The sequence below is a fragment of the Azotobacter salinestris genome, assembly GCF_009363155.1.
Taxonomy (GTDB): Bacteria; Pseudomonadota; Gammaproteobacteria; order Pseudomonadales; family Pseudomonadaceae; genus Azotobacter; species Azotobacter salinestris.
In genome coordinates this window covers 255,908-271,945 of the sequence record NZ_CP045302.1, presented here as the reverse complement: position 1 = coordinate 271,945, position 16,038 = coordinate 255,908, and the positions used below count along the sequence as shown (strand labels likewise).

Genomic DNA, 16,038 nt, shown 5'->3' with positions numbered 1-16,038 from the left:
ACAACAAGGCCACGCTACCGAGCGTGGCTTTTTGCTCGACGCAGACTGCCCCGCCACCCGCACGTGCACCCGGAATCTGCCAGGCGCCCGGAGGCAAGCAACGCGCCCGGATTGATCAATCTGCTGCATAGGTACGTGCGGCCCTGGCGCCTTATTGGTCAGTTGGTATCGGCTTACATTGGCCATCCCGCCTGCGCGTCATATCGAGCGCGCGGCACGTTGATGAAAGGAGCCTCCCATGGTTGTAAAAGCTTACGGCGCCTATGCCGGCGACAAGCCTCTCGAACCGCTGGAGATCACCCGCCGGACTCCGGGGCCGCATGATGTCCAGATCGACATCGCCTATTGCGGCGTCTGCCATTCCGACCTGCACCAGGTGCGCGCCGAGTGGGCCGGCACCCGGTTCCCCTGCGTTCCGGGCCACGAGATCGTCGGCCGCGTATCGGCCGTCGGTGCGCATGTGTCGGGCTTCCGTCCGGGCGACCTGGTGGGCATCGGCTGCATCGTCGACAGTTGCAGGCATTGCGAAGAATGCGAGACCGGCCTGGAAAACTACTGCGACGGCATGGTCGGCACCTACAACTTCCCGACGCCGGACGAGCCGGGCTGGACGCTGGGCGGCTACTCGCAGCGGATCGTCGTGCACGAGCGTTACGTGCTGCGCATCCGGCATCCCGAAGACCAGCTCGCCGCCGTGGCACCGCTGCTGTGCGCGGGCATCACCACCTGGTCGCCGCTGCGTCACTGGCAGGCCGGTCCGGGCAAGAAGGTCGGCATCGTCGGCATCGGCGGCCTGGGCCACATGGGCATCAAGCTCGCCCATGCGATGGGCGCGCACGTGGTGGCGTTCACCACCCCCGCGTCCAAGCGCGAGGACGCCAGGGCACTTGGCGCCGACGAGGTCGTGGTATCGCGCAACCACGGGGAAATGGCGGCCCACGCGAAGAGCTTCGACCTAATCCTGAATACCGTTGCCGCCCCGCATGACCTCGATGCCTTCCTGGCCCTGTTGAAGCGCGATGGCACCCTGACGCTGGTGGGCGCGCCGGCCTCGCCCCACCCTTCCCCCGACGTGTTCAACCTGATCTTCAAGCGCCGCTCGATCGCCGGCTCGATGATCGGCGGCATCCCGGAAACCCAGGAAATGCTCGACTTCTGCGCCGAGCACGGCATCGTCGCGGACATCGAGCTGATCAGGGCCGAGCAGATCAACAAGGCCTACGAGCGGATGCTCAAGGGCGACGTCAAGTACCGCTTCGTGATCGACTCCGCCACTCTGGCGGTTTGAGCGGAAGCGGTTTCACCGCGTACTGAAACCCTCGGAGCCACCTTCGCCCCCGGCAGGCGCCATCGGCCGCGGGGGTATCCGGCGGGTACAATTCCACCGTCCCTGCCTGGAATGAATCGATGCCCCGGGAACCTTACAGCGATTTGCTCGCGTTGATGGCCGTTGCCGAGGAGCGCAGCTTCACCCGCGCAGCCGCCCGGCTCGGCATCTCCCAGTCGATGCTCAGCCACACGATCCGGGAACTGGAAGCACGCCTCGGGGTACGGCTGCTGACGCGGACCACGCGCAGCGTATCGGTCACCGAGGCCGGCGAACGGCTGTTGCGCGTGGTCGCCCCGCGGTTCAAGGACATCGAGTCCGAGCTGCGGCATGTCACCGAGCTGAGCGAAACGCCCGCCGGCACACTCCGCATCACCGCCACCGAGCATGCCATCGACACGCTGCTGTGGCCGAAGCTCTCCGGGATCCTGACCGCCTACCCGAAGCTCAAGGTGGAGCTGAGCTCCGATTACGCCCTCACCGATATCGTCCAGAGCCGGTACGACTTCGGCGTGCGCCTGGGCGACGGGTTGACCAGGGACAGCTCGGCCGTGCGCATCGCGCCCGACCTGCAATTCGCCATCGTCGGCGCGCCGTCGTATTTCGCCGCGCACGCGATGCCTGCCACCCCCCAGGACCTGACGAACCACGCGTGCATCAACCTCCGGCTTCCGACGCGGGGCAACCTGTACGCCTGGGAACTCAAGCAGGACCAGAGCGAGCTGAATGTGCGGGTAGACGGCCAGCTGGTGTTCAACGGTATCTACCAGATCGTGAACGCCGCGTTGTCGGGGTATGGATTGGCCTACGTTCCCGAAGACCTGGCGCGCCCGCATCTCGAATCCGGACGCTTGCTGCCGGTGATGAAGAGCTGGTGGCGCACCTTTCCCGGGTATCACCTCTACTACTCCAGCCAGCGCGAAACCTCGCGGGCCATGCAGATCCTGATCGAGGCGCTGCGCTACGGGGAATAGCCTCGCCCGCAACCAGCCGGATTGATTACTTCGGCTCATGGCTCTATTCGGCGTCCGGTGTTCTTCGAGCAACCCGGCCTCTCTATCATCAAGCCCCAACGACGGCGGCAAGCGAACGATCCCGCTCGCGACATCCTGCACGCCCAGCCGCACCTTCATCCGACCTCGACCACGTTGCGCCCCTCCTCCGCGAGGCGGTGCCGGGTTGCGCATTGCCGGAGTAAAACCCGATGACGACTTCAACTCTCGAATCCGTATCTGCCCGGCGGCAGATGGGCAGTGCCGTGGGCTCCATGGCGCTTTGCGTGGCGATGATGATCGCCGCCGAATTCATGCCGGTCAGCCTGCTGACACCGATCGCCGAAGATCTGCAGGCCACCCAGGGCCTGGCGGGACAGGCCATCTCGGTGTCCGGCTTCTTCGCGGTGCTGTCCAGCCTGTTCATCGCGCCGATCGCCGGACGCTTCGACCGCCGGCACGTCCTGATGGGCATGACCCTGCTGATGCTGCTGTCGCTGGTGATGATCGCCCTGGCGCCCGACTTTTCCCTGTTGATGACGGCCCGCGCCCTGCTGGGAGTGGCGATCGGCGGTTTCTGGTCGCTGGCCACGGCGACCGTCATCCGGCTGGTGCCCACCGACCGCGTGCCGAAGGCGCTTGGCACCCTCTACATGGGCAATGCCATCGCCACGGCGTTCGCCGCACCGATCGGGGCCTACCTGGGAGGACTCTTCGGATGGAGGGTCGTGTTCGGCGGCCTCGTGCCGCTGGTGATCGTCAATCTGCTATGGCAGGCCAGGAGCCTTCCCTCGATGCCGCCGCGAGCGAACATTCCGGTCACCCGCCTGTTCGGGCTGCTCAAGCGCCGATACGTCGCCCTGGGCATGATCTCGACCATGCTGACGTTCGCGGGTGCGTTCGGCGCCTTCACCTACTTCCGCCCCTTCCTGGAAGCCGAAATGAGCGTGAGTCCGAGCCAGCTGTCGCTTCTGCTGCTCGGCCTGGGCCTGGCCGGATTCGCGGGAACCCACTTTGCCGGCGCCATGCTCCATCGGCAGCGCCTCTACCCGCTCCTGCGCTACCTCCCCCTGGCCCTTGCCGCCGTCACCCTGGCCATGATGGAAGCCGGGCATCTCTTCTGGGCGGTGGCGGCCATGATGGTCGGCTGGGGAGCGCTGAACGCTGCCATACCGGTGTGCTGGTCCACCTGGCTGGCCAGGGAAATCGATGACGAGCCGGAAAGCGGCGGCGGACTGATGGTCGCATCGATCCAGCTGGCGATCATGATGGGCGGCGCACTGGGTGGCCAACTGCTGGACCATGCCAATGCTTCCGCTCCCCTGGTGGGAGGTGCGGTTCTGCTGATCCTTTCCGTGCTGGTCATCGGCAACGGCACCCGCATCAGGAAACCGGCACAGGCCTGAGCCAAAAGCCGCGGCCCGACCCGCGCCCTTGCCAGGCGCCTTGGGTGAGGAACGGCGGTGGTATGGTTGCGCCACGCGTATGACGAAGACTGACCGAGCATGAGAGACGACATTCTGCGGGAATCCTTCGGCGGACTGGTGGCGTTCGTTGCCGTGGCCCGCGAAAAGAGCTTTACCCGGGCGGCGGCGCACCTTGGCCTGTCGCAATCGGCCGTCAGCCACGCCGTGCGGGCGCTGGAGACGAAGCTTGGCGCTCGCCTGCTGGCGCGCAGCTCACGCACGGTCTCGCCCACCGAGGTTGGCGAAAGGCTGCTGCAGTCGGTCGCTCCGCAGCTGGAGGAGATCGATGCCGAGATGTCCGCCTTGTCGGCGCTGCGCGACAGCCCCATGGGGACGATACGCATCACCGCCTCGGATCACGCGATCCGGACCGTGCTGGCCCCCAGGCTGAAGAAATTCCTGCCGAAGTATCCGGGCATCCAGGTCGAACTGTTTGCCGACAATGGCCTGGTCGATCTCGCCGCCGAGCGGTTCGATGCCGGTGTTCGCCTGGGCGAGATCGTCGCGCAGGACATGATCGCGCTACGCATCGGCCCGGACATCCGGTTCGCCGTGATAGCCACCAAGCAATACTTTGCCAATCATCCCCTCCCCGGAACACCGGATGACCTCATGCAGCACAACTGCATCAACCTGCGCCTGCCCACCTACGGAGGACTCTGGGCCTGGGAGTTCGGAAAAGACGGGCGGCAGATGAACGTCCGCGTGAACGGCCAGCTCACCTACAACAGCATCTATGACTGCCTCGACGCCGCGATGGCCGGCCTCGGCGTGGCCTATGTGCCGGAAGACATCGCGCAGCCCTACATCCGCACCGGCCACCTGGTATCCGTACTGGAAGACTGGTGCCCCTACTGGTCGGGCTACCATCTCTACTACCCCAGCCGCCGGCAACCGTCGGGGGCCATGTCCCTGCTGATTGCGGCCCTGCGTTACGAACCCCAGTCCAGCCCCGCCCGGGAAGGAAGTTGACCCCGCCCCGGCAAAAACGCTATCGGGCCTCAGCCACCGCATGCGTCGGCACACCCTCGCCCGCCAGCCCACACCGATTGATCGATGGGACACATAGGTCCATGCAATTTTCCCCTCTATCTGGACTGGCATTTCCTCTGGACTAATACCCGGAGACTGCAACCGGGCCACTTTCCATGTACGAGAACGGCATGCTCCGCGCGCGCAATTTCGGCCCTACGCCATCCTGCCGCCCGGCCGGATGCCCCGCGTGCATGTGCGCATCGTCAAGAGCGGCACCTCCATGGGCGGCGTCGGCGAGCCCGGACTGCCGGGCGTGCCGCCGGCCGTGATCAACGCGGTCGCGGTGCTCAGCGGGCAGCGCGTGCGCAGCCTTCCCCTGTCCAGGACCCGCTTCGCTGGCGCGTGATGCGCCAGCCGGGACTCATCCCATCCCCCGCTACCCGTAAGGAAACCGCTGACCATGAAACGTCCCTTCCACGCCACCTTGTTTCTCGCCCAGCTCTGCACCGGCGCCGCGCTCGCCGATGGCATCCAGGTGATACCCAATGGCGACCAGGCCAGCATGGCGGGCTCGGCCGACTACTTTACCGGCGCCGTCGTGGTCGACATGCTGGTCACCCCCACGGAATACAGCCAGGTCAGCGGCGCCCATGTCACCTTCGCGCCCGGAGCCCGCACCGCTTGGCATACCCATCCCCGCGGGCAGACGCTGATCGTCACCTCCGGCAAGGGCTGGGTGCAGGAAGGGAGCAAGGACAAACAGGAAATCAAGCCCGGCGATGTGGTTCGGATCGCCCCCGGCGTGAAGCACTGGCACGGCGCGACCGATACCAACGGCATGCGCCATATCGCCCTCCAGGAGGCCGTCGATGGCAAGAATGTCGAATGGCTGGAGCAGGTCAGCGACGATCAGTACACAAAATGACAACCCGCTTGCGGGACACCTGATCCCCTTCCCCTGCCACCCGGCGGCAGCGATGCCGCCGGATCCAGGGCTGTGGCGTCAGCGCTCGAGCCTGCGGATCGTGGCCTTGAAGGACCCGGGGCGACGCATGAGTTCGATGCCGGAGTCGAGCGTGCCCAGTTTCACCAGGCCGCTGGAGTAGCGAAAGTCCTTGTGGAAGATGGCGAGGTTTCCCCAGAGGGCGTAGTAGGCCAGATCGCCAACCTTGGGAGTGATACCGGCGGGCGCGCCGCTGGTCGACAAAGGCTTCGGCAGATCGCTGATCTTCTCCGTGGCGGCATAGTCTTCGAGCGTCAGCGAAAGCGGCAGCAAAGAGGCAAAGTCCCTGGCGGCCTCACTGTCCTCGAGTGTCGCGGTGATGGTGGTTCCCTCTATCTCGATGCTGATCCGCATGCTGTTCTCCTGGCGAATGACGGGTACTTGAGTGTCAGGGTGATCCGCGCCAGCGCCCGTTCCTGCGTTGGCCGAAATCGTGGCCATGGATGCCATCAACACCGCTATCGGTAGTAACCGCGCTCTGAAAAGCCTGACCAGCATGGCGCCTCCTGGAGTTCTCTCGTTGCGGCGCCATCTATATATGAAATCCGCCCCTCATTGATCCGCTGGCAGCGAATGGAGCCATGAACAGCGTTCATGAAAAGTGATGACAAGCCGAATACGCCCCGGCATTTATCGGCACACATCTCCCACCCTTGACATCCCCTCCCCTTTGCGCTTCACTGAAACCGGTTTCACAACAACGCAAACCACCCACAACATCAAGAACAAGAGGTTCCAGGTCCGTGAACGGTCCTTCCCCGTCCGCCCGCGGCAGCCGCGTCACCATCAGCGAGGTGGCCGAGGCCGCCGGTGTCTCCAAGGCCAGCGTGTCGCGCTACATCGGCGGCGACCGCCAGTTGCTCGCCGACGCCACCGCCCTGCGCATCGAGCAGGCCATCGAGCGCCTCGACTACCGCCCGAACCAGATGGCCCGCGGCCTGAAGCGCGGCCGGACCCGGTTGATCGGCATGCTGGTCGCCGACATCCTCAACCCCTATTCGGTGGCCGTGATGCATGGCGTGGAAACCGCCTGCCGCCAGCACGGCTACAGCCTGGTAGTGTGCAACACCGACCGCAGCACCGAGCAGGAGATCCAGCACCTGGCTGCCCTGCGCTCGTACAACGTCGAGGGGCTGATCGTGAACACCCTCGGCCACCACGCCGGCGAGCTCCTGTCCCTGCACGACGAACTGCCGATGGTGCTGGTGGACCGCAAGGTCGAGGCGCTGGAGGTCGATCTGGTCGGCCTCGACAACCGTGATGCAGTGCAGCAGGCCCTGGATCATCTGCAGCAGCGCGGCTACCGCGACCTGCTGTTGGTCAGCGAGCCGCTGGACGGCACCAGTTCGCGCCAGGAGCGCGTCGAGGCCTTCGGCACCGAGATCGCCCGGCGTCCCCTGCTCCAGGGCCGGGTGCTGCAGACCGGCGAGACCCTCCGCGAGGCCCTGCAGGCCTTTCTCATCGCCCCCGGCCCCGGCCCCAAGGCGCTGTTCGCCGCCAACGGCATGGCCGCCCTGGCCGCCACCCGGCAACTGCGCGAATTCGGCTGCCGACTGTTCGAGGAGATCGGCCTGATCGCCCTCGACGACCTCGACTGGTATCCCTTGGTGGGCAGCGGCATCACCGCCCTCGCCCAGCCGACCGCCGAGATCGGTACGACCGCCTTCGAGTGCCTGCTCGAGCGCCTGCGCGGCGACCGCGAGCCGGCCCGGCATTTCGATTTCAAGGCACAACTGATTATCCGAGGCTCCACCCACCCACGGGGCTGACAGCCCGCCGGCAGTTTGTCGGCGAGTCGTTCGGCCAAAAATGAAACCGGTTTCAGAGGAATAACGACAATGCCCCTCTACCCCGTCTCAGTCAGTCTTTCCAGCTATGGCGCTACTCTGGTGCGCGAGCGCGGCCAGGCCAGTTTCCTGCCGCTGCTGGCCCAGGCCGGCGCCGCCCGCGCCGAGCTGCGCGAGGAGCTGTTCGCCGCCCCGCCGGACCCGCAGGCCCTGGCCGGCGCCGTCCACGCCCTGGGGCTCGACTGCCTGTATTCCGCGCCGCTCGAGCTGTGGAGCGAAGAGGGCCGGCTCGCCGCCGCCCTCGAACCGACCCTGGCACGTGCCCAGGCCTGCGGCGCGCGCTGGCTGAAGGTCTCGCTCGGCCATTACCGCGCCGGCAACGATCTGTCCGAGCTGGCGCTGCAACTGGCCGGCCAGCCCGTGCAGTTGCTGGTGGAGAACGACCAGACCGCCCAGGGCGGGCGCATCGAGGCGCTGCAGGCATTCTTCGCCGCAGCCGAGGCCCGGGATCTTGCTATCGGCATGACCTTCGACATCGGCAACTGGCTCTGGCAGGAACAGCCGGTCGACGAGGCCGCCCAGCGTCTCGGCCGCTACGTGCGCTACGTGCACTGCAAGGCGGTCGGGCGCAACGACGACGGCAAGCTGGTGGCCCTCCCCCCCGAGCCCGTCGACCTGCAGCAGTGGCAGCGCCTGTTCCGCCAGTTCCCGGCGGGCGTGCCGCGCGCCATCGAGTACCCCCTGCAGGGCGACGACCTGCTGGCCGTCACCCGCCGGCACGTCGACACCCTCGCCCGTCTCGGCCAGATGCAGGAGGAACGCCGGCATGCATGACATCGACGTGCTCTGTTTCGGCGAGACCATGGCCATGTTCGTGGCCGAGGAAAGCGGCGATCTGGCCCGCGTCGAACGCTTCGGCAAGCGCATCGCCGGCGCCGACAGCAACGTGGCCATCGGCCTGTCGCGGCTGGGCTTCAAGGTCGCCTGGCTGAGCCGGGTCGGCAACGACGCGCTGGGCCGCTTCGTGCTCGACAGCCTGACCCGCGAAGGCCTCGACTGCCGTCACGTGCGGATCGACCCGGCGCATCCCACCGGCTTCCAGCTCAAGTCCCGGGAAACCGACGGCAGCGACCCGAAGGTCGAGTATTTCCGCCGCGGCTCAGCGGCCAGCCACCTGTCGATCGCCGACCTGGCGCCCGACCTGCTCAAGGCCCGCCATCTGCACGCCACCGGCATTCCGCCGGCGCTCTCGGAGAGCTGCCGGGCGCTGTCCCGCGAGCTGATGGAGTGCATGCGCAGCGCCGGGCGCAGCCTGTCCTTCGACCCCAACCTGCGCCCGTCGCTGTGGCCGAGCCAGGCGCGGATGGTCAGTGAGATCAACGCCCTGGCCGCCCTCGCCCACTGGGTGCTGCCGGGCCTCGAGGAAGGCCGCCTGCTGACCGGCTACGACAGCCCCGCCGACATCGCCGCCTTCTACCTGGAGCGCGGCGTCGAGGCGGTGGTGATCAAGCTCGGCCCCGAAGGCGCCTACTACCGCAGCGCCGACGGCGAGGGCCGCATCGACGGCGTGCCGGTCGCCCAGGTGGTGGACACCGTCGGCGCCGGCGACGCCTTCGCCGTCGGGGTGATCAGCGCCCTGCTCGAAGGGCGGAGTTTTCCGCAGGCCCTGAAGCGCGGCAACGCCTTCGGCAGCCGCGCCGTGCAGTGCATCGGCGACATGGAGGGCCTGCCCCATCGCCATGAACTGACGGAGGAGCCCCAGCCCCAGAACGCCTGATCAACCACCGCCGGCCCCGCCGGCACCTGCTGCAACAAAAACAACAAGCTCAGGAGACATCCATGCAAAACACCCGTCTCGCCAGCCGTCGCTGGTGGTACCTCATCCCGATCATCTTCATCACCTACAGCCTTGCCTACCTGGACCGCGCCAACTATGGCTTCGCCGCCGCCTCCGGGATGGCCGCGGACCTGAACATCACCCCCGGCCTGTCGTCGCTGCTCGGCGCGCTGTTCTTTCTCGGCTACTTCTTCTTCCAGGTGCCCGGCGCGATCTACGCGGAGAGGCGCAGCGTCAAGAAGCTGATCTTCGTCAGCCTGATCCTCTGGGGCAGCCTGGCGACCCTCACCGGGGTCATCCCCAACGTCTACCTGCTGATCGCCATCCGCTTCCTGCTCGGCGTGGTCGAGGCGGCGGTGATGCCGGCGATGCTGATCTACCTCTGCCACTGGTTCACCCGTGCCGAACGCTCGCGGGCCAACACCTTCCTGATCCTCGGCAACCCGGTGACCATCCTCTGGATGTCGGTGGTGTCCGGCTACCTGGTCGAACAGTTCGACTGGCGCTGGATGTTCATCATCGAGGGCCTGCCGGCAGTGCTCTGGGCCTTCATCTGGTGGCGCCTGGCCGACGACCGCCCGGCCCAGGCCGACTGGCTCACCGAGCGTGAGAAGGAGGACCTGCAGCAGGCGCTGGCCGCTGAGCAGCAGGGTCTGAAGCCGGTGAAGAACTACCGCGAGGCGTTCCGCTCGCCCAAGGTGATCCTGCTCTCGGTGCAGTACTTCTGCTGGAGCATCGGCGTCTACGGCCTGGTCCTCTGGCTACCGTCGATCCTCAAGGATGCGGCCAACCTGGACATCGTCCAGGCCGGCTGGCTGTCGTCGCTGCCCTACCTGGCCGCGGTGATCGGCATGCTCGGGGTATCCTGGGCCTCCGACCGCTTCCAGCAGCGCAAGGTCTTCGTCTGGCCGCCGCTGCTGATCGCCTCGCTGGCCTTCTACGGCTCCTACGCCCTGGGCAGCGAGCACTTCTGGCTGTCCTACGCCCTGCTGGTGGTGGCCGGTGGCTGCATGTACGCCCCCTACGGGCCGTTCTTCGCCATCGTTCCGGAAGTGCTGCCGCTCAACGTCGCCGGCGGCGCCATGGCGCTGATCAACAGCATGGGTGCGCTGGGCTCGTTCGCCGGCTCCTGGCTGGTCGGCTACCTGAACGGCGCCACCGGCGGGCCGCAGGCTTCCTTCCTGCTGATGAGCGGCTCGCTGCTGATCGCGGTGGTGCTGACCCTGCTGCTCAACCCCACCAACAGCGACCGCCCGGCGCCGTTGCCCAGCCGCCAGCCGCAGCCGGCGACCAATCCCTGAGGAATCCGCGTCCATGAAGAACATCGTGCTCTACAAGAAGCTGTCCGCCGAACTGATGACCCGCCTGCGCCAGCAGGCGCAGGTCACCTGCATCGACGACCTGTCGGCCGACGGCCTGGCCCGCCTGCGCGACGCCCTGCCCACGGCCCACGGCCTGCTCGGCGCCAGCCTCCGGCTGGACGCCGGACTGCTCGACCGGGCGCCGCAGCTGGAGGCGGTCTCCAGCGTCTCGGTGGGTATCGACAACTACGACCTCGACTACCTGACCCGGCGCGGCATCCTGCTCACCAACACCCCCGACGTGCTCACCGAGACCACCGCCGACACCGGCTTCGCGCTGATCCTGGCGACCGCCCGGCGGGTCGTCGAACTGGCCGGCTGGGTGCGTGCCGGGCAGTGGCGCAAAAGCATCGGCCCGTCGCAGTTCGGCAGCGATGTGCACGGCAAGACCCTCGGCATCGTCGGCATGGGCCGCATCGGCGAGGCCCTGGCCCGCCGCGGGCACTGCGGCTTCGGCATGCCGATCCTCTACCACAGCTCGTCGCCCAAGCCCGCGCTCGAGCAACGCTACGCCGCCGGCTACCGCTCGCTGGAGGCGCTGCTGGAGGAGTCCGACTTCGTTTGCCTGACGCTGCCGCTGACCGCCGCCACCAGCGGGCTGATCGGCGCCCGCGAACTGGCGCGGATGCGCCCGGAGAGCATCCTGATCAACATCTCCCGCGGCAAGGTGGTCGACGAGACAGCGCTACTCGAAGCCCTGCAGGCCGGGCGCCTGCGCGGCGCCGGGCTGGACGTGTTCGAGCGCGAGCCGCTGCCCGCCGACTCGCCGCTCCTGCGCCTGGACAACGTGGTGGCGACCCCGCACATCGGCTCGGCCACCCACGAAACCCGCGAGGCCATGGCCCGCTGCGCCGTCGACAACCTGCTGGCGGCGCTGGCCGGCCGGCGCCCGGCCAACCTGGTCAATCCGGCCGCCCTGGAGGTCGCCCGGACCACCGGCTGAGCCGACTGATCTGCAGCCCCTCTCCCCTAATTGGGAGAGGGGCAAATCCGTGACGACAACGACAACAACGAACGGGAAAATCGCATGAACACTCCGATCCAACCCCGCTCCACCCCCTGACTCCCAGCCCGGTGCCTACCGCCGGGCCTTGCCCCTTTCGCCCAACGCATCCGCGGCCGCGGAGGGGCCTTTTTGCGCTTTTTCCACTGACTCTTCGCCGGTAACAACAACAATATGAAGAACAGCACCCTACGCTTTCCGCTTCGTCAGTCCCCTGCCCTCGCCTTCGCCCTGGCGCTCGCCGGCAGCAGCGCCCAGGCGGCCTTCGTCGACGACGCCAAGGGCACCCTGACCCTGCGCAACTTCTACATCCACCGCAACTTCGTCGACGACGGCGCCACCCGCAGCAAGGCCGAGGAATGGACCCAGAGCTTCATCCTCGACCTGCAGTCCGGCTACACCGAAGGCCCGGTCGGCTTCGGCCTCGACGTGCTCGGCCTCTGGTCGGTCAAGCTCGACGGCGGCCAGGGCACCGGCGGCACCCAGCTGCTGCCGGTCGGCAAGGACGGCACGCCGGCCGACGACTTCGGCCGTCTGGCGGTGGCCGGCAAGCTGCGCTTCTCGAAGACCGAGGTGAAGGCCGGCGAGTGGTCGCCGGCGCTGCCGATCCTGCGCTCCGACGACGGCCGCTCGCTGCCGCAGACCTTCCAGGGCGGCATGTTCACCTCGAAGGAGATCAGGAACCTGACGGTCTACGGCGGACGCTTTCGCGGCAACAGCCCGCGCGACGACAGCAGCCTCAATGACATGAGCTGGGTCGGCAATTCCAGCGTCACCTCCGACCGCTTCAGCTTCGCCGGCGCCGAATACGCCTTCAACGACAACCGCACGCTGGTCGGCGCCTGGTTCGGCCAGCTGGAAGACATCTACAAGCAGCGCTACTTCCAGCTCGTGCATACCCAGCCGCTGGGCAAGGACTGGAGCCTCGGCGCCAACCTCGGCTACTTCGACGGCGAGGAAGACGGCAGCGCCCAGGCCGGCGAGCTCGACAACACGCTGCTCTCCGGGCTGTTCTCGCTGAAGCACGGCGCGCACGTCTTCTACCTGGGCCTGCAACGGGTCAGCGGCGACGACAAGTGGCTGCGGGTCAACGGCACCAGCGGCGGCAGCGCGGCCAACGACAGCTACAACGGCAGCTTCGACAACGCCCGCGAGCGCTCCTGGCAGCTGCGCTACGACTACGACTTCGCCGCCTTGGGCATGCCCGGCCTGACCCTGATGACCCGCTACATCAAGGGCACCAACGTGCACGTCGGCGCCATCGACGACGGCGAGGAGTGGAACCGCGAGACGCAGCTGAGCTACGTGGTGCAGAGCGGCCCGCTGAAGGCCTTGAGCCTGCGCTGGCGGAACTCGACGGTGCGCCGCGACTGGGGGGCGAACAACCGGTTCGACGACAACCGGCTGATCGTCCAGTACCCGCTCTCGCTGTTCTGAGGGACAGCCCCGTGCAGGAGGCGGCACAGCCTGCCGCCTCCTCCCGGGCACACCCGGCGCCCACGATCACTGGTTTTGCATGAACCGCTGGTGCGCCGTGACTATGGCGTCGAAGTCGCGATCGACGCCGAAGCCGAGCTGCAGGGGACGCTGGCTGTCGAAGTCGCCCGGCCAGCTGCAGACGATGCGTTCTATGCGCGGATCGGGCTCGTGGCCGACCAGCGCGCGGGCTTTGAGGCCGGCCAGCCGTTCGAGGCTGTCGAGCATCTGGCCGACCCGTACGCTGATGCCCGGCAGGTTGAGGGTGCGCCGCAGGCCCAGGGCCTGGCCGTTGAGGCGTGCGGCATGCAGCAGGTTGGCGATCACTGTGTCCGGCGAAGACAGCCACAGGCGGGTCTCCAGCGGCACCGGGCAATTGCTCGGCAGACCGGCGAGCGGCTCGCGGATGATCCCGCTGGCGAACGAAGAAGCCGCCGCATTGGGCTTGCCGGGACGCACCGAAATGGTCGGCAGGCGGCAGACCCGACCGTCGATATACCCCTTGCGCGAATAATCGCCGACCAGCAGCTCGGCCATCGCCTTCTGCGCGCCATAGGAAGACTGCGGCAGGGGCGCCAGATCCTCCGGCACCTTGTCCGGCAACTCGCCACCGAACACCGCCAGCGAACTGGCAAAGACCAGGGTAGGCATTCTGGCGCGCAGCCGGCAGGCCTCCAACAGCACCCGGGTGGCATCCAGGTTGACCCGCATGCCCAGGTCGAAGTCCGCCTCGGCCTGGCCGCTGACGACCGCCGCCAAGTGGTAGACGACGGTGATCTCGGCATCGACCAGCTTGGCGAGGCACGCCGGGTCGGCGATATCGCCGACCACCGATTCGACCCGCGGGTCCTCATAGGGATAGGGTGCCAGGTCCAACGAGACGATACGCCCGTGGCTGGGCAGGAGATCGAGTGCTTCCGGTTGCAGCAGGGCTTGAATGAGGCGGCTCCCCAGGAAGCCGGCACCACCGGTGACCAGGATTTTCATGCTGTGGTTACCTTCGTGTGAAGGGGCGGGATGCCCCGATTTGTTTTTGGATGAAAGGCCGTGACAAGCATTTGTCATGTTGTATTATGAATTTCAGGTCAGCGCAATCGACCGTGGCGAAAGCCCCCTCGCCGAGGACCCGTCCGTCATGAGCGATTGCCAGGAGAAGCCCCGTGGAAACATTGAACCAAGCCACTCCCAACCTCACCGAACGTCTGGCGCAGCGCCTGACCCAGGCGATTCAGGATGGGACTCTGCCGGCAGGCAGCCGCCTGCCCACCGAACAGAGCCTGTGCGACCAGTACGGGGTCAGCCGCATGGTGGTTCGTGAAGCCATTTCGATGCTCAAGCGCGAGAAGCTGGTGGTCTCGCGCCAGGGCAGCGGCACCTATGTGAGCAACACGCCGACGGTCGTCCTGCGCCTGGCTTCACCCCAGGGCAACGTGCAATCGGTGACGGAGATTCTCGAACTGCGCAGTGCCCTGGAGACCAAGGCGGCCGAACTGGCGGCACGCCATCGCGACAAGGCGCAGCTGCGCGCCATGCGCAATGCCCTGGAAGCGCTGGAGGAAGCCGTCGAGCGCGGCGAGGACGGCGTTCGCGAGGATCTCGCCTTCCACCGCGCCATCGTCGTCGCCACCGGCAACCAGCACTTCCTGACCACCATCGATTTCCTCCACCAACTGCTCTACCAGGCGATCAGCGTGACCCGCCGCAACGAGGCCCGCTATCCGCTCTACATGCGCCAGGTGGACGAGGAGCACCAGCGCCTCCTTGAGGCCATCGCCGCGGGCGATGCGGAAGCTGCGCGGCTGGCCGCCAGCCACCATCTGGAAAACGCCAAGGAGCGCCTGTGCCGGGCGCAGACCGCTCTCGACGAATCCGACAGTCCAACAACAAAGAGGTGATTCAATGAGTACTCCCTTGCCATCCTGCGGCGTCATCGGCCTGGGCTCCATGGGTCTGGGCATGGCCCGCTCGCTGCTGCGGGCCGGCCTTCCCGTCTGGGGCTACGACATCCGCGAAGAGGTCCGTGCGGCCTTCGCCAGCGAAGGCGGCCAGCCACTGAACGGCCCGACCGAGCATGCGGCGGCGACCGACCTGCTGTTCATCGTGGTGGTCAACGCCGAACAGACCGAGCAGGTGCTGTTCGGCGAGCAAGGCATCGCCGCACGTCTCAAGCCCGGCAGCGTCGTTCTGACCTGTGCGACGATTTCCGCCCAGGCGGCCCGGCGTATCGCCGAGCGCCTGGCGGAGCACCAGTTGCCGATGATCGACGCGCCGATCTCCGGAGGCGCACAGCGGGCGGCCAAGGGTGAACTCACGATCATGGCCTCAGGTCCGGAAAAGGCCTTCCAGCGCGCCGAGGCGGCGCTTGCGGCCGTCGCGACCAAGGTCTACCGGCTCGGCAACGAGGCCGGCCAGGGCTCGCAAATCAAGCTGGTCAACCAGTTGCTGGCCGGGGTGCACATCGCCGCCGCGGCCGAGGCCATGGCCTACGGCATCCGCCAGGGCTGCGATCCGGCCACGCTCTACGAAGTCATCAGCCACAGCGCCGGCAACTCCTGGATGTTCGAGAACCGCGTGCCCCACCTGCTGGCCGGCGACTACCAGCCGCGCTCGGCGGTGAACATCTTCGTCAAGGATCTCGGTCTGGTGCTGGACAGTGCCCAGGACGCGCTCTTCCCGCTGCCGCTGACGGCCAGCGCGCACCAGATGTTCAAGCAGGCCTCGGCCGCCGGCTTCGGTCGCGAGGACGACATCGCCGTGGCGAAGATTTTCCCCGGCATCCGCCTGCCCCACGACGGCACGGAGGGCTGAGCG

At 67.1% G+C, this 16,038-nt stretch carries 15 protein-coding genes and 1 pseudogene; 14 read left to right on the top strand and 2 right to left on the bottom strand.

The window, feature by feature from the left end; translation table 11 throughout:
* The first annotated feature begins 238 nt into the window (after positions 1 to 238).
* The 6 genes and pseudogenes from GCU53_RS01400 (at position 239) to GCU53_RS01380 (ending at position 5,685) form a co-directional block, all read left to right on the top strand.
* Positions 239 to 1,288, top strand: a complete 1,050-nt coding sequence (locus tag GCU53_RS01400) for an NAD(P)-dependent alcohol dehydrogenase (RefSeq protein WP_152386026.1) — start codon at positions 239 to 241, stop codon at positions 1,286 to 1,288.
* 119 nt (positions 1,289 to 1,407) lie between these two features.
* Complete coding sequence (locus GCU53_RS01395; RefSeq protein ID WP_152386025.1) at positions 1,408 to 2,301, top strand: LysR family transcriptional regulator; 894 nt, start codon at positions 1,408 to 1,410, stop codon at positions 2,299 to 2,301.
* 230 nt (positions 2,302 to 2,531) lie between these two features.
* The gene (locus GCU53_RS01390) at positions 2,532 to 3,725 is read left to right on the top strand and encodes an MFS transporter (protein WP_244306998.1); all 1,194 of its coding nucleotides are present in this window, start codon (positions 2,532 to 2,534) and stop codon (positions 3,723 to 3,725) included.
* Between the two features lie 99 nt (positions 3,726 to 3,824).
* Entirely contained in the window at positions 3,825 to 4,757 is a 933-nt protein-coding gene (locus GCU53_RS01385; protein WP_152386024.1) for a LysR family transcriptional regulator, read from the top strand.
* Between the two features lie 188 nt (positions 4,758 to 4,945).
* Positions 4,946 to 5,166, top strand: a pseudogene (locus tag GCU53_RS25365) (hypothetical protein); the annotation flags it as partial.
* A gap of 54 nt (positions 5,167 to 5,220) precedes the next feature.
* The gene (locus GCU53_RS01380; RefSeq protein WP_244306996.1) at positions 5,221 to 5,685 is read left to right on the top strand and encodes a (R)-mandelonitrile lyase; all 465 of its coding nucleotides are present in this window, start codon (positions 5,221 to 5,223) and stop codon (positions 5,683 to 5,685) included.
* A gap of 78 nt (positions 5,686 to 5,763) precedes the next feature.
* Here GCU53_RS01380 and GCU53_RS01375 read toward each other — a convergent pair whose 3' ends face one another.
* A complete protein-coding gene (locus GCU53_RS01375; protein ID WP_244306995.1) occupies positions 5,764 to 6,117 on the bottom strand; it encodes a cyclophilin-like fold protein in 354 nt (117 codons plus the stop codon).
* Between the two features lie 389 nt (positions 6,118 to 6,506).
* On the opposite strand from GCU53_RS01375, the gene GCU53_RS01370 reads away from it, so the two are divergent.
* From GCU53_RS01370 to GCU53_RS01345, 6 genes are all read left to right on the top strand, one after another.
* Positions 6,507 to 7,532, top strand: a complete 1,026-nt coding sequence (locus GCU53_RS01370; protein ID WP_152386022.1) for a LacI family DNA-binding transcriptional regulator — start codon at positions 6,507 to 6,509, stop codon at positions 7,530 to 7,532.
* Positions 7,533 to 7,601: 69 nt separating this feature from the next.
* Positions 7,602 to 8,384, top strand: coding sequence for a sugar phosphate isomerase/epimerase family protein (locus GCU53_RS01365; RefSeq protein WP_152386021.1), 783 nt, complete (start codon positions 7,602 to 7,604; stop codon positions 8,382 to 8,384).
* Positions 8,377 to 9,327, top strand: a complete 951-nt coding sequence (locus GCU53_RS01360; RefSeq protein WP_152386020.1) for a sugar kinase — start codon at positions 8,377 to 8,379, stop codon at positions 9,325 to 9,327. Before GCU53_RS01365 ends, GCU53_RS01360 begins: the two co-directional genes overlap by 8 nt.
* Before the next feature lie 62 nt (positions 9,328 to 9,389).
* A complete protein-coding gene (locus tag GCU53_RS01355) occupies positions 9,390 to 10,688 on the top strand; it encodes an MFS transporter (RefSeq protein ID WP_152386019.1) in 1,299 nt (432 codons plus the stop codon).
* Between the two features lie 13 nt (positions 10,689 to 10,701).
* Complete coding sequence (locus GCU53_RS01350; protein WP_152386018.1) at positions 10,702 to 11,691, top strand: 2-hydroxyacid dehydrogenase; 990 nt, start codon at positions 10,702 to 10,704, stop codon at positions 11,689 to 11,691.
* Positions 11,692 to 11,925: 234 nt separating this feature from the next.
* Positions 11,926 to 13,188 carry an OprD family porin gene (locus GCU53_RS01345; protein WP_152386017.1) on the top strand — a complete coding sequence of 421 codons (1,263 nt, stop codon included), beginning with the start codon at positions 11,926 to 11,928 and terminating at the stop codon, positions 13,186 to 13,188.
* Positions 13,189 to 13,254: 66 nt separating this feature from the next.
* On the opposite strand, the gene denD is transcribed toward GCU53_RS01345, so the two are convergent.
* Positions 13,255 to 14,214 carry a D-erythronate dehydrogenase gene (gene denD, locus GCU53_RS01340; RefSeq protein WP_152386016.1) on the bottom strand — a complete coding sequence of 320 codons (960 nt, stop codon included), beginning with the start codon at positions 14,212 to 14,214 and terminating at the stop codon, positions 13,255 to 13,257.
* Positions 14,215 to 14,387: 173 nt separating this feature from the next.
* On the opposite strand from denD, the gene GCU53_RS01335 reads away from it, so the two are divergent.
* Both GCU53_RS01335 and ltnD read left to right on the top strand, forming a co-directional pair.
* Positions 14,388 to 15,122, top strand: coding sequence for a FadR/GntR family transcriptional regulator (locus tag GCU53_RS01335; protein ID WP_208845421.1), 735 nt, complete (start codon positions 14,388 to 14,390; stop codon positions 15,120 to 15,122).
* Positions 15,123 to 15,126: 4 nt separating this feature from the next.
* Positions 15,127 to 16,035, top strand: coding sequence for an L-threonate dehydrogenase (gene ltnD, locus GCU53_RS01330; RefSeq protein ID WP_152386015.1), 909 nt, complete (start codon positions 15,127 to 15,129; stop codon positions 16,033 to 16,035).
* The last annotated feature ends 3 nt before the right edge of the window (positions 16,036 to 16,038 follow it).

What these genes read in the sequence shown, in the direction of transcription:
- ltnD (WP_152386015.1), top strand. Translation starts at nt 15,127, where the DNA reads ATGAGTACTCCCTTGCCATCCTGCGGCGTCATCGGCCTGGGCTCCATG.
- GCU53_RS01380 (WP_244306996.1), top strand. Translation starts at nt 5,221, where the DNA reads ATGAAACGTCCCTTCCACGCCACCTTGTTTCTCGCCCAGCTCTGCACC.
- GCU53_RS01385 (WP_152386024.1), top strand. Translation starts at nt 3,825, where the DNA reads ATGAGAGACGACATTCTGCGGGAATCCTTCGGCGGACTGGTGGCGTTC.
- GCU53_RS01375 (WP_244306995.1), bottom strand. Translation starts at nt 6,117, where the DNA reads ATGCGGATCAGCATCGAGATAGAGGGAACCACCATCACCGCGACACTC.
- GCU53_RS01400 (WP_152386026.1), top strand. Translation starts at nt 239, where the DNA reads ATGGTTGTAAAAGCTTACGGCGCCTATGCCGGCGACAAGCCTCTCGAA.
- GCU53_RS01345 (WP_152386017.1), top strand. Translation starts at nt 11,926, where the DNA reads ATGAAGAACAGCACCCTACGCTTTCCGCTTCGTCAGTCCCCTGCCCTC.
- denD (WP_152386016.1), bottom strand. Translation starts at nt 14,214, where the DNA reads ATGAAAATCCTGGTCACCGGTGGTGCCGGCTTCCTGGGGAGCCGCCTC.
- GCU53_RS01365 (WP_152386021.1), top strand. Translation starts at nt 7,602, where the DNA reads ATGCCCCTCTACCCCGTCTCAGTCAGTCTTTCCAGCTATGGCGCTACT.
- GCU53_RS01390 (WP_244306998.1), top strand. Translation starts at nt 2,532, where the DNA reads ATGACGACTTCAACTCTCGAATCCGTATCTGCCCGGCGGCAGATGGGC.
- GCU53_RS01395 (WP_152386025.1), top strand. Translation starts at nt 1,408, where the DNA reads ATGCCCCGGGAACCTTACAGCGATTTGCTCGCGTTGATGGCCGTTGCC.
- GCU53_RS01350 (WP_152386018.1), top strand. Translation starts at nt 10,702, where the DNA reads ATGAAGAACATCGTGCTCTACAAGAAGCTGTCCGCCGAACTGATGACC.
- GCU53_RS01355 (WP_152386019.1), top strand. Translation starts at nt 9,390, where the DNA reads ATGCAAAACACCCGTCTCGCCAGCCGTCGCTGGTGGTACCTCATCCCG.
- GCU53_RS01360 (WP_152386020.1), top strand. Translation starts at nt 8,377, where the DNA reads ATGCATGACATCGACGTGCTCTGTTTCGGCGAGACCATGGCCATGTTC.